Annotated in this window: 14 protein-coding genes; 4 read left to right on the forward strand and 10 right to left on the reverse strand. The window is 67.7% G+C overall.

Going from position 1 to position 13,831, the window contains the following annotated elements; all coding sequences use genetic code 11:
- Positions 1 to 116: 116 nt before the first annotated feature.
- The 3 genes from U7114_RS13130 to U7114_RS13140 form a co-directional block, all read right to left on the reverse strand.
- Positions 117 to 1,808 (reverse strand): ribonuclease J, encoded by a 1,692-nt coding sequence (locus tag U7114_RS13130; protein WP_157238584.1) that lies wholly within the window; start codon positions 1,806 to 1,808, stop codon positions 117 to 119.
- Between the two features lie 41 nt (positions 1,809 to 1,849).
- Positions 1,850 to 2,758: a 4-hydroxy-tetrahydrodipicolinate synthase gene (gene dapA / locus U7114_RS13135; RefSeq protein ID WP_157238585.1), complete on the reverse strand. Its 909-nt coding sequence runs from the start codon at positions 2,756 to 2,758 to the stop codon at positions 1,850 to 1,852.
- 138 nt (positions 2,759 to 2,896) lie between these two features.
- Positions 2,897 to 3,256: a hypothetical protein gene (locus tag U7114_RS13140; protein WP_370460360.1), complete on the reverse strand. Its 360-nt coding sequence runs from the start codon at positions 3,254 to 3,256 to the stop codon at positions 2,897 to 2,899.
- An 84-nt stretch (positions 3,257 to 3,340) separates the two neighbouring features.
- Between U7114_RS13140 and U7114_RS13145 the strand changes: the two genes are divergently transcribed.
- A complete protein-coding gene (locus tag U7114_RS13145) occupies positions 3,341 to 4,576 on the forward strand; it encodes a heparan-alpha-glucosaminide N-acetyltransferase domain-containing protein (protein WP_323057599.1) in 1,236 nt (411 codons plus the stop codon).
- Positions 4,577 to 4,631: 55 nt separating this feature from the next.
- Here the strand turns inward: U7114_RS13145 and U7114_RS13150 are convergent, their stop codons facing one another.
- The 7 genes from U7114_RS13150 to U7114_RS13180 form a co-directional block, all read right to left on the reverse strand.
- Positions 4,632 to 5,111, reverse strand: a complete 480-nt coding sequence (locus tag U7114_RS13150) for a hypothetical protein (RefSeq protein ID WP_323057600.1) — start codon at positions 5,109 to 5,111, stop codon at positions 4,632 to 4,634.
- Between the two features lie 3 nt (positions 5,112 to 5,114).
- Complete coding sequence (dapB, locus tag U7114_RS13155; protein WP_323057601.1) at positions 5,115 to 5,885, reverse strand: 4-hydroxy-tetrahydrodipicolinate reductase; 771 nt, start codon at positions 5,883 to 5,885, stop codon at positions 5,115 to 5,117.
- Positions 5,886 to 5,981: 96 nt separating this feature from the next.
- Complete coding sequence (locus U7114_RS13160) at positions 5,982 to 6,455, reverse strand: molybdenum cofactor biosynthesis protein MoaE (protein WP_321215865.1); 474 nt, start codon at positions 6,453 to 6,455, stop codon at positions 5,982 to 5,984.
- Entirely contained in the window at positions 6,445 to 6,975 is a 531-nt protein-coding gene (locus U7114_RS13165; protein WP_321215864.1) for a MogA/MoaB family molybdenum cofactor biosynthesis protein, read from the reverse strand. The genes U7114_RS13160 and U7114_RS13165 overlap by 11 nt, the downstream gene beginning before the upstream one ends.
- Positions 6,972 to 7,466, reverse strand: coding sequence for a cyclic pyranopterin monophosphate synthase MoaC (gene moaC, locus U7114_RS13170; protein WP_321215863.1), 495 nt, complete (start codon positions 7,464 to 7,466; stop codon positions 6,972 to 6,974). Before moaC ends, U7114_RS13165 begins: the two co-directional genes overlap by 4 nt.
- Complete coding sequence (gene glp / locus U7114_RS13175; protein ID WP_323057602.1) at positions 7,454 to 8,731, reverse strand: gephyrin-like molybdotransferase Glp; 1,278 nt, start codon at positions 8,729 to 8,731, stop codon at positions 7,454 to 7,456. The genes moaC and glp overlap by 13 nt, the downstream gene beginning before the upstream one ends.
- Before the next feature lie 23 nt (positions 8,732 to 8,754).
- Positions 8,755 to 10,275 carry a molybdopterin-dependent oxidoreductase gene (locus U7114_RS13180; protein ID WP_416235556.1) on the reverse strand — a complete coding sequence of 507 codons (1,521 nt, stop codon included), beginning with the start codon at positions 10,273 to 10,275 and terminating at the stop codon, positions 8,755 to 8,757.
- A 294-nt stretch (positions 10,276 to 10,569) separates the two neighbouring features.
- Between U7114_RS13180 and moaA the strand changes: the two genes are divergently transcribed.
- The 3 genes from moaA to U7114_RS13195 are packed head-to-tail and all read left to right on the forward strand — an operon-like array spanning position 10,570 to position 13,786.
- The gene (gene moaA / locus U7114_RS13185; protein WP_323057603.1) at positions 10,570 to 11,703 is read left to right on the forward strand and encodes a GTP 3',8-cyclase MoaA; all 1,134 of its coding nucleotides are present in this window, start codon (positions 10,570 to 10,572) and stop codon (positions 11,701 to 11,703) included.
- 5 nt (positions 11,704 to 11,708) lie between these two features.
- Entirely contained in the window at positions 11,709 to 11,975 is a 267-nt protein-coding gene (locus U7114_RS13190; RefSeq protein ID WP_157238589.1) for a MoaD/ThiS family protein, read from the forward strand.
- A 59-nt stretch (positions 11,976 to 12,034) separates the two neighbouring features.
- Positions 12,035 to 13,786 (forward strand): HNH endonuclease signature motif containing protein, encoded by a 1,752-nt coding sequence (locus U7114_RS13195; protein ID WP_323057604.1) that lies wholly within the window; start codon positions 12,035 to 12,037, stop codon positions 13,784 to 13,786.
- Positions 13,787 to 13,831 lie beyond the last annotated feature (45 nt).

A 13,831-nucleotide genomic window follows, 5' to 3' on the forward strand; every position in this document is an offset into this window, starting at 1 on the left:
GTTGGGCTGGTTTTCCGGGGATTTGGACCCCCTGGTCCGCCGGTTCGCGGCCCTTAAACGCGTCCGGCCCGCGGCCCCGTCGGACGGGAGCGCGGGCCGGAGCAGGCAGGCTGGTGTCAGGCCTCGAGCACCACGGGGATGATCATCGGCTTCCGGCGGAGCTTGCGGTTGACCCAGGTGCCCACCACGCGGCGGACCACCTGCTGGAGCTGGTGGCTGGTGTGGTCCGCGTGGTTGAGGACCGCCTCCTCCAGCGCCGCGTTGATCTTGGGGATGATTTCGTCGAACACGGAGTCGTCCTCCGCCACGCCGCGGGCGTGGATCTCGGGGCCGGATACCACCTTGCCGGTGGCGCGGTGGATGACGGTGATGATGGAGATGAAGCCTTCGTCGCCGAGGATCCTGCGGTCCTTGAGGTCGGCGTCCGTGATCTCGCCGACGCTGGAGCCGTCCACGTAAACGAAGCCGACTTCCACCTGGCCCACAACGTCAGCCCGGTGGTCCTTCAGGTCGATGACGGTGCCGTTGTCCGCGAGGATGACGCTGGCTTCGGGCACGCCGGACTCGATGGCGATCTTGCCGTTGGCGATCAGGTGGCGGGTCTCACCGTGCACCGGCATGGCGTTGAGCGGCTCGAGGATGTTGTAGCAGTAGAGAAGTTCGCCGGCGGCGGCGTGGCCCGAGACGTGGACCTTGGCGTTGCCCTTGTGGATCACGTCGGCGCCGAGCTTGAGCAGCCCGTTGATGATCCGGAAGACTGCGTTCTCGTTGCCGGGGATGAGGCTGGAGGCAAGGATGACGGTGTCGCCGTCGCCCACCACCACGCGGTGGTCGCCGTTGGCCATCCGGGACAGGGCTGCCATGGGCTCACCCTGCGAACCGGTGGACATCAGCACCACGCGGTTGTCCGGGAGGTTGTCCACGTTCTTGATGTCCACGATCAGGCCCGGCGGGACGTCCAGGTACCCGAGCTTCTCGGCAATGGCCATGTTGCGGACCATGGAGCGGCCCACGAAGGCCACCTTGCGGTTGTGCTTGGCAGCTGCGTCCAGCACCTGCTGGACCCGGTGGACGTGCGACGAGAAGGACGCCACGATGATCCGTTTGGTGGCCTGGCCGAAGAGCCTTTCGAGCGTGGGCCCGATTTCCTTCTCGGCAGTGGTGAAGCCGGGGACGTCGGCGTTGGTGGAGTCGGACATGAAGAGGTCCACGCCCTCCTCGCCGAGCTTGGCGAAGTGCCGGAGGTCGGTGATGCGTCCGTCCAGCGGCAGCTGGTCCATCTTGAAGTCGCCGGTGTGCAGGACGGTGCCGCCGGCGGTCCGGATGAACACGGCCAAAGCGTCGGGAATGGAGTGGTTGACGGCCACGAACTCACACTCGAACGGGCCGAACTTTTCGATCTGGCCTTCCTCGACTGTGAGGGTGTACGGCCGGATGCGGTGCTCCTGCAGCTTCGCCTCGATCAGGGCGAGGGTCAGCTGCGAGCCCACCAGCGGAATGTCGTTGCGGCGGCGCAGCAGGTACGGAACGGCTCCGATGTGGTCTTCGTGTCCATGGGTGAGGACAACGGCCACGATGTCGTCCAGCCGGTCCTCGATGTAGGAGAAATCAGGCAGGATCAGGTCGACGCCGGGCTGGGTTTCCTCGGGAAAAAGGACACCGCAGTCCACGATGAGCAGCTTGCCGTCGATTTCGAACACGGCCATGTTCCGGCCGATCTCCCCCAGTCCGCCCAGCGGAACAATCCGGAGGGTTCCCTGCGGCAGGCGGGGAGGGGTGACAAGGCCGGTGAGGGCAGTTTGGGTCATATTGCACTACTTTCCAGGCGGAAGGGTGCTGGTCTTACTCCTCAGGAAAAGACCAGCCCCGCTTCCGCCAAATCCCCGCGGATGGTTTCGATCTCGGCTTCGTCCGGCTCCACGAGGGGCAAACGGACAATCGAGTTGGGCAGGACTCCCTGCCATTTAAGAATCTGCTTGGCCGCAACGGCTCCCTGGACCCGCGTCATGGTGGCCCGGACCACTGGCAGGAGTTCAAAGTTGATCTTCCGGGCAGTGCTGAGGTCGTTGGCGTTGACGGCGTCGATGAGCTCGCGGAAGCGGCGCGTGGCCACGTGGGTTGTGACGCCCACCAGGCCGACGGCGCCAAGGGCCATCCACGGAAGGGTCAGTCCGTCGTCGCCCGAGTAGAAGAGGAGGTCCGTCTCGGCCATGACGCGCGTGGCGGCGACGAAGTCGGCCTTGGCGTCCTTGACTGCCACGATGTTCGGGTGCTGCGCCAGCCGGATCATGGTGTCCGGCTCAATGGCGATGGAGGAGCGGCCGGGGATGTCGTACAGCATGACGGGCACGTCGACGGCGGAGGCCACCGTTTCGAAGTGGGCGCGGACCCCGGCCTGGCTGGGCTTGTTGTAGTAGGGCGTCACCAGGAGGAGGCCGTCGACGCCGAGGGCCGCCGCCTGCCGGGAAAGGTGCACCGAGTGGGCGGTGTCGTTGGTGCCCGTGCCGGCGATGATGGCAGCGCGGCCGCCGACAGCGTCCTTGACGGCGCGGAACATGCCGAGGTTTTCCTCGTCGGTGAGGGTGGATGTTTCGCCCGTGGTTCCGGTGACCACCAGGCCGTCGCAGCCGTCATCCACCAGCTTGCTGGCCAGTTCAGCGGCCTGCTCGTAATCCACTGCGCCGTCCTTGGTGAACGGTGTGACCATGGCGGTCAGAAGAGTACCAAGGGCAGGGAGATGCGCGGAATTGTCAGCCATGGAAAAAACGTTACCCTGTCAGCGGCTGGTTAGGACAATGCCGGGAGCGTGATGCAGGTCAAACAGGCGGCCGCGCCCCTCGGCGCCAGCGGCTCCTCTCCCCTCCCCGGCACCTCCCCCGCACCGCATTCGGGGCAGTCAGGGAGCGTGCCGGCCTGCGGAGCGGGGCGCCCCTGCCGGCGGGCCGCAATACCGTCCGACGGCGGCCTGCCGCAGCTCCTCCGCCCATGAGGCAAGCCGCTGGGCGGCCCGGACATAGTGGAACAGTTCCACCGGGGTCAGTGCGTCAAGGTCCGCTTCCGCGAGGCGGCGGGCCAGCTCGGGACCCTCGGGCTGGGCTGCAAGGCTGATGCCTTCCTGCTCCCATTCGACATCCTCGGGCGGCCGGCCCGCCACCAGCTGGCGGAAGAGGAAGTCAACAACCCCTGGACTCATGGCCTTCATGAGCCCTGCATTGCCGGACTCATGGGCGGGAATTCCGGATGATGGAGTGTGCATGCAGCCCATATTATTCGAACACATATTCGAATACAAGAAGTTTCCTGACAGCTCCGGCACAGTCAGGTATGAGACGATCTGGTCATGACGTCCCGTACCCCGGCAAGAACGTCCCGCAAGACTGCCGGGCGGCCCGTTACGGCGCGGCTCCACGGCATCGACGCTGCCCGTGGCCTGGCTTTGCTGGGCATGATGGCCACCCACCTGCTTCCCACCTTCGAGTCGAACGCGGACCTGACCCCCACCTGGATTGGCCTCACCTTCTCGGGCCGGGCTGCGGCACTGTTTGCGGTACTTGCGGGGGTGGGCCTGGCCTTGTCCACCGGAAAGCACAAGCCATTGCAGGGCCCTGACCTGGCCGCCGCCCGCCGCGGCGTTGCCCTGCGCGCCCTGGTGATTGCCGCCGTCGGACTTTCCCTGGGCGGGCTGGAGGTGAACCTGGCCATCATCCTGGTCCACTACGCGGTGCTGTTCCTGTGTGTCCTGCCTTTCCTGGGAATGGCGCTGAAGCAGCTCTGCGCCTGGGCCGGCGGCTGGGTCCTGGGGTCACCGGTGCTGGCATACCTGCTGCGCCCGTGGCTCCTCGCCGCCCAACCGCCGATGCAGCTGGGCCACAACCCCTCCTGGGAGGACCTCTCGACACCGGCAAGCCTGCTGGCGGACCTGTTCTTCACCGGCTACTACCCTGTGTTCCAGTGGCTTTCATACCTGCTCGTCGGACTCATCGTGGGCAGGCTGGTGCTGGGCAGGGCAATGGTCCCGGTGGTGCTGCTGGTAGGGGGCACTATCGTCGCAGTCCTGGCCAAGACCCTGGGTGTTACGGCAATGGAAAGCTGGGGCGGCCGGGCTGCACTGGAGGAGCTGCTGAATTCTCCGGGGTATCCACTGGAGAGCATCCTGCAGGTGAACTTGACGGGTATCCCCCAGGAGGGGTCCTGGTGGTGGCTGGCGTCCGCCGCACCGCACTCGGCCACCACCTTGGACCTGCTGCACACGTCGGGCGTGGCTGTGGCGGTCATCGGGGCATGCCTGCTGCTGGGCCGGCTGGCCGAGTGGGTGGACCTGGACCTGCTGCTGCCGCTGCGCGGTGCGGGAGCGATGACCCTGAGCCTCTACGCAGTCCACGTCTGGGTGGTCTCCGGTTTCTACCTCAAACCGCTGCCGGCCGGCTGGACGGAGGACGGAATGTACTTCGCTCATGCCGCCACCGCAGTAATTGTGGGCATGGTGTTCGTGCTGCTGAAGTGGCGGGGGCCGCTGGAATGGCTGGGACATGCCGCGAACCGGGCGGGCCGGGGCGAGCCTCGGTCCATCCGCTAACTGTGCTCAGCACTAGCTGTGCTCAACAAGCGGGCACCGGGCGGCAGGGGGGGTCCTAGGCGGAAACGTTCCCGCGGAAAAGCTTGATGGCGTCCCGCATGGAAGCGCGGGCGCGTTTCCGGTCGCCGGCGGCGTCATAGGCGCAGCTCAGGCGGAACCAGGAGCGCCAGTCATCCGGAGCCGCCTCAGCCTCGGAACGGTACTTCTCGAACTCGGCATCCGCGGCTGTCCGGACGATCCGGCCGGCCGGCGTGCGGGGCAGCTCGTCCACCGGCAGTCCGCCCTCCGCCTCCAGGACCTTGGCCATCTGCTCCGTGCGGGCACCGAACATCAGCTCCCGGATCAGGGCCCATGCACCGATGGCGGGCAGCACCAGGTACGCCGCACCGATAGCCTGCGCCGCGAGGTTGCTGTCCGTCAGCAGGAGGATGGAGCGCTGGAAGGACACCACCAGGTAGAAGACCAGCAGCAGGGTTACTGCTCCCACCCAGATCTTGGTGCGGTTCTTCCGGAAGCCGGCCAGCAGCCCGTTCATGGCCTAGAGCCCCAGGTCCAGGTAGCCGTCCAGGCCTACGGTCAGTCCGGGGTGTGTCGCCACGTTGCGGACGCCCAGCAGGACGCCGGGCATGAAGGAGCCGCGGTCGAACGAATCGTGGCGTAGCGTCAGCTGCTCTCCGGGACCGCCCAGCAGGACTTCCTGGTGCGCCACCAACCCCCGGAGGCGCACGCTGTGGACCCTTACGCCGTCAACGTCGCAGCCCCGTGCTCCGGCCAGTTCGCTGGTGGTGGCGTCCGGGCTGGGCGGCACCTGCGCCGCAGCGCGTTCGGCGGCGATGAGCTGGGCGGTGCGGACCGCCGTGCCCGAGGGTGCGTCCACCTTGTCCGGGTGGTGGAGCTCGATGATCTCGACTGATTCGAAGTACTTGGCGGCCTTGGCGGCGAAGGCGGAGGCCAGCACGGATCCGAGGGCGAAGTTCGGTGCGATCAGGACACCTGTCTCCGGATGGCCGGCCAGCAGGCTTTCCAGCGCGGACAGCCTGCCCGCGTCCCAGCCGGTGGTTCCCACAACAGCGTGGATGCCGTGTTCGACGGCGAACCGGACGTTCGCTTCGGTGCTTTCCGGAACCGTCAGGTCCACCACGAACCGGGCACCGGCAGCCGTGATCTGGTCCAGCGAATCGCCGCGTCCCAGGGCCGCCACCAGCTTCATGTCCGGTGCGGCTTCAATGGCTTTTACGGCTTCGGCGCCCATGCGCCCGTTCGCGCCCAGCACGGCAACGGGCAAGGGAGCAGGGAGTTGTTCGGTCATGCCGTTAAGCCTACCGGTGGGGCCGCGCCGCACAGGAACCAGGGACTGTGCGTTACCTCGCCGGAAGCATGGTGCCGGCCGGCACCAGCGGACGCCTCAGCTGCCGGCGCCGACCCACTCCACCGTGCCGTCAGTAAAGAACTGTTCCTTCCAGATGGGCACCTGTTCCTTGATCCGGTCCACCAGCTCAGAGCACACGGCGAAGGCCTGGCCCCGGTGGGCTGCGGACACCGCGCACACCAGCGCCGGATCGCCGATCTCCAGCATGCCGATCCGGTGCGCCGCCCAAATCCGCACCGGCTGCGGGGGCACGCTGCTGTCTCCGCTTCCGGCGGCCTGTTCCCCGGCAAGGCGCGCGACGACGTCGGCCATCACCTGGTGTGCCGTGGGATGCGCGCTGTAGCTGAGCCGCTCAACCGGCTTGCCGCCGTCGTGGTTCCGCACCACGCCGCTGAAGCTGACCACTGCCCCCGCAGTGTCGCTCTCCACTGCCGCAATGGCCTGGTCAACGGAGATTGGCTCCGCGCTCAGGACGGCGTTGACTACCTCGAAAACTGCTTCAGTGCCCATGTCCGCCTTCCAGCTGGTCGCAGAGGTGCCCGATCACGGGGTCCAGGACGGTCAGTCCGTCCATGACCCCTTTGGGTGATCCGGGCAGGTTGATGATGAAGGTACTGCCGGCCGCGCCGGCATAGCCGCGGCTCAGGGCCGCCAGCGGGGTCTTCGCGGCACCGGCGCGGCGAACTGCCTCCATGATGCCGGGAATCTCGCGGTCCAGCAGCGGAAGGGTGACGTCCGGGGTGCGGTCGTCCGGGCTGAGGCCTGTCCCGCCGCTGGTGATGACGACGGCGGGGTGCTGGGTGAGGAGCGCGCGGATGGCTGCGCCCACGGGCTCGCCGTCGGGGACCACCATGGCCGGGAACACGTCGAAGCCGTGTTCGGTCAGCCAGTCCGTAATCACGGGGCCGGTTTCGTCGTCGTAGATGCCGGCCGCAGCGCGGGTGGAGGCGATCACGACGCCGGCCTTCCGGCCCTGCACGTCGCCGTGCCGGTGCGGCTCGGGGGCATTGATGGTGCCGGGAGTAGTCACAGTGCCCAGTCCCCGCTCTTGCCGCCGCTCTTGGCCAGCACCTTGATGTCGGTCAGGACAGCGTGCTTGTCCACGGCCTTGATCATGTCGTAAACGCTCAGCGCCGCAACGGAGACTGCCGTGAGGGCTTCCATCTCCACGCCGGTGACGCCGCGGGTCTTCACGGTGGCGAGGATCGAAACCGTCGCGGCGCCAAGTTCGAAGTCCACGGTGACCCTGGACAGCGGAAGCGGATGGCACAGCGGTATCAGTTCCGGGGTCTTCTTGGCCGCCATGATCCCGGCAACCCGTGCCACGGCCAGGGCGTCCCCCTTGGGCAGTCCGCCCGAGCCGAGCAGGTCCATCACCTCCGAGGTGGTGTGGACCGTGGCGGTGGCGGTGGCCTCGCGGGTGGTTTCGGCTTTGGCGGACACGTCCACCATCTGGGCGCTGCCGTCCTGGCGCAGGTGCGTCAGCGCGGCCGGGGTTTGTTCTGCATTCACAGCATCCATACTTCCACCTCCGCACCGGCCGCGAGCGCGGCCACTCCTTCGGGGACGTGAACCAGCACGTTGGAACCCGCGAGCGCGTGCATCAGGTGTGAGCTTTCCCCGCCCTGCAGCTCCACCGTCCCGTCGGACTGCAACGTTCCCCGGCGGACCTGGTGCTTGTGTTCGGGAGACGTGAGCGGGTGGGCGAGGCGGGCGCGGAGGGGCAGGCGGGGTGCGGGCGTCCCCAGCAAACCCGCAAGCACCGGGCGGAGGAACATCTCGAAGGACACCAGGCAGCTGACAGGGTTGCCGGGGAAGCCCAGGAAGGGACGCCCGTCGAAGCTGCCGATCCCCTGCGGGCCCCCCGGCTGCATTGCCACATGGAGGAATTCCACCGGCTGGTTCTCCATGGCCTGCCGGACTACCTCGTAGGCGCCCTTGCTGACCCCTCCGGTGGTGACGATCAGGTCCGCCGCGCTGCCTTCGGCCCGCAGCAGCGCCCGCAGCGCGTCCGGGTTGTCCGTGGCAATGCCTGCCCGCCGGACCACCAGCCCCGCCTGCGTCATGGCCGCTTCCAGCAGGGTGCCATTGGAGTCGTAGATCTTGCCGGCGGGGAGCTCCTGGCCGGGCTCCACCACCTCGTCGCCGGTGGTCACCAGCAGGACCGTCACAGCCTTGTAGACCGTCACGTCCGGGATCCCCAGTGCCGCCAACAGTCCCAGCTGGGCCGGCCCCAGGAAAGTACCGGCTGCCAAGGCCGTCTCCCCGGCGAGGACGTCGCTGCCTGCTGCGCGCACAAACGTTCCGGGCGCTGCCGGGGGCAGACGCACCGTTGCTTGTTCCGCTGACTGCGCGGCGGGCGGCAGGAACCGGTCCGGAACGGCCCGCTCGATGGGGACGACGGCGTCGGCTCCGTCCGGGAGCATGGCTCCCGTCATGATCGGCGCGGCCATGCCAGGCTTTAGTCCGTCCGGACTGGCACCGGCGGGGACGGGAGGCATAACACGCAGCTCTCCGCCGCCGTCGGGCAGGTCAGCGGAGCGGACGGCGTAGCCGTCCATCTGGGAGTTGGGGAAGGGCGGCAGGCTGATGGGAGCCGGGACGTCGCCGACCAGGCCCCGGCCCAGGGCCTCACGCAGCGGCAGGCGCTCCGTCCGCTCCGGTGACCGCAAGGGCCGCAACAGATCTTCGACGGCGGCCACATGGCCAGCCACGGACCGTGCGTGGTGCGGGGAACGGTGCAGTGCCTGGTCTACAGGCGTTCCATGCGGTTGCGGGCTGGTCATGGTTCCGCCTTCAGTGTCAGCCTTCAGGGTTTCACGTCCACTCTAATGGTGTGGAGCCCGGTGGCTCCGTTGGGGGCGGCAGGGCGGCTCTGCTCGTCCTGGACATGGCCGGAAAGGTCCGTTGCCCTGACCTGGATTTCGTATTGCCCTTCCGTCAGGTCCAATCCCAGCTTCCACTGGTACCAGATGTCCCGGGAGATTCCTTCCGCCAGTTCAGCTTGCTGCCACGGGCCCCGGTTCACCCTCAGCTCCACCTTCCCGATGCCGGTGTGCTGCGCCCAGGCCACGCCTCCGAACAGCACCCTTCCCGACTTCACGGGGCGCCCGCCACGCGGCACATCGATCCTCGAGGAGGTCTTGATGGGACCCCGTTCCGACCAGCCTCGGGGTGTCCAGTAGGCGACGTCATCCGCGAACCTGGTGACCTTGAGTTGGGTGACCCATTTGGTGGCGGAGACGTAGCCGTAAAGTCCGGGCACCACCAGCCGCACGGGAAAGCCGTGCTCAAGGGGCAGCGGCTCGCCGTTCATTCCAATGGCGAGCAGCGCATCCCTGCCGTCGCTGAGCACCTCAAGGGGCGTTCCTGCGGTCCAGCCGTCGGCGCTCCTTGACAGGACCATGTCCGCGCCGGGCCGGGGGCCTGCCAGTGCGAGGAGCTCGCGGACCGGCCAGCCGAGCCAGCGCGCATTGCCGATAAGGTCGCCGCCCACGCTGTTGGACACGCAGGCGAGGGTTACATGGCGTTCAACCAGGGGTTTGGCCAGGAGATCGGCGAAGGACAGCTCAACCTCCCTGTCCACCATTCCCGTGACCCTCAGGACCCAGGTGGCGGGATCGACGGCGGGAACGGACAGTGCGGTATCGATGCGGTAAAAGTCGGCATTCGGGGTGACCAGCGGGGTGATGCCCTCGACTCCAGCCTCGGCAGTTGCCGGTATGGCCGGAGCCGCTGACGCGGGAGCCGGCAGGGCCACGCGGCCCCGGGCCTCGCTGACGACGGCGGCGGCACCGCGCCAGGCTGCCGCGAGCACGCCGCCGACTGCCGTGAAAGCGGCTCCCCCGGCCAAAGCCTGCAGGAAGCGGCGGCGGGCCGGGGCGGGAGTTGCTAAGGCGGCGGTCGGGGTTGGGGCGGGCGTCGCGGCTGGGTCGGGCTCCGCTGCCTGGCTCCCCCACTCCTGAAGCATGCGGACCAGGAACCGAAGTAGGACGACCGCCACGACGGCGGTGAACACCGCCAGGCTCATTGCGTTGGCATTGGCCTGGGCACGGGTCAGGACGGCCGCAAGGCCGGCCAGGCCAAAGACGCCAACCACGGCGGCGCCGGCGTAGCGCCGCCGGTCCTCCACGACCCCTGCCAGCACCGCGAATCCGGCGATGACCAGCGCCATGCCCGCCAGGAGGGCAACTTTGTCCGCTGTCCCGAACACTGCCACAGCCCAGTCCTTGACACCGGGAGGAACGGCATCGATGACGGCACCGCCCACAGCAGTCACAGGTGACAGCGACGGACTGAACACCGCTGCCAAGAGTTCCCCCAGGACCAGGGCGCTGCCCACCGCGACCGCACCCGCCGCGGCTGCCAGCCACGCGCGGCGCCGTAGCGCCTGCCCATGCCCACTCCGCTGCTCGCGCCCACGTCCATGCCGCAGGGAAGGCGCCGGGCGCTCCGGAAGCCGTGTCCCGCCGTCGTGCGTTGCCTGCCCTGGCTGGGAGCTGTCCACATCTCCAGCATAGATTCGCCGGATACCCGCGTCCCCGTTGCCGGCCACACATTCTGTTTGCCCTGCCCGCACCGTCCCGGGTGTGATGCAGAGCCCATCGTGGCGTAGCCTGAATCCATGAGTGTCCAGCTAGGCATGCCGCAGCCACGGGAGGAAGCGGGCGCAGCGCTGCCGTCCGTCCCGGCGGCCCGCCCCGCCGGCGCTGCTGCCGGACTCGTGGACCGGTACGGCCGCCGGGCCACGGACATGAGGCTGTCCCTGACGGACAAATGCAATCTCCGCTGCACATACTGCATGCCCGCCGAGGGTTTGGAATGGCTCGCCAAGCAGGCAGTGATGTCCGCGGAGGAAATCGTGCGGATCGTGCGGATCGGCGTGGACCAGCTGGGTGTGCGCGAATTGCGCCTGACCGGTGGCGAACCGCTGGTGCGGCACGACCTGGTTGACATCATTGCCTCACTCCGCCGGAACCATCCCGGGCTGCCCATTTCAATGACCACCAACGGTGTGGGGCTGGCGAAGAAAGCCGCTGCATTGAAGGCGGCCGGCCTGACCCGGATCAACGTGTCCCTGGATTCGCTGCACGAGGAAACCTTCACCCAGCTGACCCGCCGGCCGTTCCTGGACCAGGTGCTGGCCGGGGTGGATGCCGCATGGGCGGCAGGTCTTGGCCCCGTCAAGCTCAACGCCGTCCTGATGCGCGGTATCAACGATGCCGAGGCGCCGTCATTGCTCGCATGGGCGCTGGAGCGCGGCTACGAGCTGCGGTTCATCGAGCAGATGCCGCTCGACGCCGACCATGGCTGGACGCGTCGGAACATGATCACGGCCGCCGAGATCCGTGGGCTGCTCTCCTCCGACTTTGTCCTCAGCCCCGACCCCCGCGCCCGTGACGGCGCCCCGGCGGAACGCTTTGAAGTACGACGGCGGGAGGCCGGGTCTGTTTCCGACGTTTTGTCCGGCCCGGTCCTGGGCACGGTGGGGATCATCGCCTCCGTGACCGAACCGTTCTGTTCAGACTGCCGCCGGACCCGGATCACCGCCGAGGGCAAGATCATGAGCTGCCTGTTCTCCCGGGAAGAGATCGACTTGCTGGGGCTCCTGCGTTCGGGAGCCAGCGACGGCGAACTCGCCCAGCGCTGGCAGGACGCCATGTGGCTTAAGCCCAAAGCCCACGGAATGGACCACGTGGGACTCGATGCTCCGGACTTCGTCCAGCCGGACCGCAGCATGAGCGCCATCGGGGGCTGAAACTTTTGAACGTACGTTACTTCGCTGCCGCACGCGCTGCCTCCGGCGTCGAGGAAGAGCGCTTCAACCTGGCGGCGGGTTCCACTGTTGCGGATCTCTTGGAGGCTGTCCTGGCAGTCGAGCGCCCTGAACCGCCCACCGGCACTCCTCCGCTGCCCCGCATCCTGTCCCGGAGCAGCTTCCTCCTCAATGAAGTCGCCGTGCGCGATCATTCGGTTGTGTTGAAGGCCGACGACGTAGTGGATGTGCTGCCTCCGTTCGCCGGGGGCTAGGAGAGTTCTCCTCTGCTTGGCACCCGCAAAATGTCAGACCCCCGTTAGAGGATGTTTCCATGGGAAACGGCGCGGGCACGGCACCAGCGATGGAGGGCATTCAGGCCTCCACCTCCCGCCTGAATGCGCTGTTTCTCGAAGATTCCGCCCTGGAAGCCGGCGGTGGTGCCGCCGCCGGGGTTGATGTGCTCCAGCGCCGCTATGAGCTCCGCCTGGAGCGGATGGCCGTGGCGAAGCAACTCGAAGCGCAGATCGCCGCCGTAAAGGCCGGGGACGCGGCAGAGGCCGTCGGAATCCAGAACGCCATGACCCCGCCGGACGCGCCCGTGCACGAACGGACTTACGCCGAGATGTCGGCGGTTGAGGAAATCGCCGGGGTCCTGACCCTCAGCTCCCCCGCCGCCGGGGTCCTCGTCACCCAGGCCCGCCAACTCGCCACCCTGCCCTTGGCCATGGACGCACTGGCGGCCGGGACCATCACTTGGCAGCACGCGAAAATCCTCGTCGACGAAGCCGATGCCCTCGGCCCTACCGGCGCGGCCGCCCTCGTTGCGCACTTCCTCGACCCCGACGCACCTAAGCCCGCCCGCGGAGCCGCCGCCGGTGAACTCGTACCTAACCGGTTCCGCGCCAAGGTCCGCGGCTGGCGTGAACGCCACCACCCCGAGACCCTGGAGAAGCGCCACAGCAAATGTGCCGCGGACCGGCGGATGGAATACGCCCCGGACCGCGACGGCATGGCCTGGCTCTCGCTCTACCTGCCCGGCAGCACCGCATCCGCCATCTGGAACCGCACCACCGCCCTCGCCCGCGGACTCCAAGGCCCCAATGAGCCCCGGACGCTCACGCAACTGCGGCCAGACGTCGCCGCCCACCTGCTCCTCAGCGCGGGACCAGCCCTTAGCCACGCACAGGAAGGCACCCCAGGCAAAACCGGCACGGCGGAACACAGCACTGTAGAGGGCACCGACGCCCCTGTAGGGCTGGCTTTCCTTTCCGTCAATGACCAAGCAGATGCCGCAACCATCCGCACAGATGCCGCGGGACCAACTGTCGGGGAGGCCTCTGCCGGTGCTGCCACTGACGTCAACAGCGCGTGCGCCGATCTTGCCGACGTTCCGGTGCCCAAGGCGGACGTCCTGGTCACCGTCCCGGTGTTCTCACTCCTCGGTCTCACCGATGAACCCGCAATGCTGGACGGCTACGGCCCCATCCCCGCCTCCATGGCCCGCAAACTCGTCGCTGACGGCGCCGCCTCGTTCCATCGCGTCCTGGTGGACCCGCGGGACGGTGCGCCACTGGAAATCGGCCGTACCAGCTACCGCCTCACCAAAGCCATGAAACAAGCACTCCGCCTCCGCGACGGAAAATGCACCTTCCCCGGCTGCAACAACCGGACTTCGGACAACGAGGCAGACCACCTCCAGGCCTGGCACCACGGCGGAACCACCGGAATCAGCAACCTGGCCCAACTCTGCCCCAAACACCACCGCCTCAAACACAACAGCCGCTGGAAACCCACCCCCGGCAGCAAAACCCAGCCACCCGGCTGGACCTCACCCACCGGCCGCCACTACAAGCCCGAACACCACGACTGGGAACCACCCCACTGGCCGCCTGGACTCCTTGCCGCTGAACCCCCGGGGTCCCAGCCGGCGGAACTTCCGCTTGAAGAGCCAGTGGGCGACAACTTTGTGGATCCCGAGGTCTTTTCGCAAGAGGATTCTGTATGGGTCGACTTCTACGCCATGCCCCCGAAACTGCCCGAGGACCCGCTCAAAGAGTGGGAGTGGGGCTTGGTGCACTGGTGACGTCGCTTTGAACCTGACTGAATCTGCCGCCATCTGGATGAGCCG

Origin of the sequence: Pseudarthrobacter sp. C1 (genome assembly GCF_034720455.1) — a bacterium.
Taxonomy (GTDB): Bacteria; Actinomycetota; Actinomycetes; order Actinomycetales; family Micrococcaceae; genus Arthrobacter.

What these genes read in the sequence shown, in the direction of transcription:
- dapA (WP_157238585.1), bottom strand. Translation starts at nt 2,758, where the DNA reads ATGGCTGACAATTCCGCGCATCTCCCTGCCCTTGGTACTCTTCTGACC.
- U7114_RS13130 (WP_157238584.1), bottom strand. Translation starts at nt 1,808, where the DNA reads ATGACCCAAACTGCCCTCACCGGCCTTGTCACCCCTCCCCGCCTGCCG.
- U7114_RS13160 (WP_321215865.1), bottom strand. Translation starts at nt 6,455, where the DNA reads ATGGGCACTGAAGCAGTTTTCGAGGTAGTCAACGCCGTCCTGAGCGCG.
- glp (WP_323057602.1), bottom strand. Translation starts at nt 8,731, where the DNA reads ATGACCAGCCCGCAACCGCATGGAACGCCTGTAGACCAGGCACTGCAC.
- U7114_RS13150 (WP_323057600.1), bottom strand. Translation starts at nt 5,111, where the DNA reads ATGAACGGGCTGCTGGCCGGCTTCCGGAAGAACCGCACCAAGATCTGG.
- moaA (WP_323057603.1), top strand. Translation starts at nt 10,570, where the DNA reads ATGAGTGTCCAGCTAGGCATGCCGCAGCCACGGGAGGAAGCGGGCGCA.
- U7114_RS13145 (WP_323057599.1), top strand. Translation starts at nt 3,341, where the DNA reads ATGACGTCCCGTACCCCGGCAAGAACGTCCCGCAAGACTGCCGGGCGG.
- moaC (WP_321215863.1), bottom strand. Translation starts at nt 7,466, where the DNA reads ATGGATGCTGTGAATGCAGAACAAACCCCGGCCGCGCTGACGCACCTG.
- dapB (WP_323057601.1), bottom strand. Translation starts at nt 5,885, where the DNA reads ATGACCGAACAACTCCCTGCTCCCTTGCCCGTTGCCGTGCTGGGCGCG.
- U7114_RS13195 (WP_323057604.1), top strand. Translation starts at nt 12,035, where the DNA reads ATGGGAAACGGCGCGGGCACGGCACCAGCGATGGAGGGCATTCAGGCC.
- U7114_RS13140 (WP_370460360.1), bottom strand. Translation starts at nt 3,256, where the DNA reads ATGCACACTCCATCATCCGGAATTCCCGCCCATGAGTCCGGCAATGCA.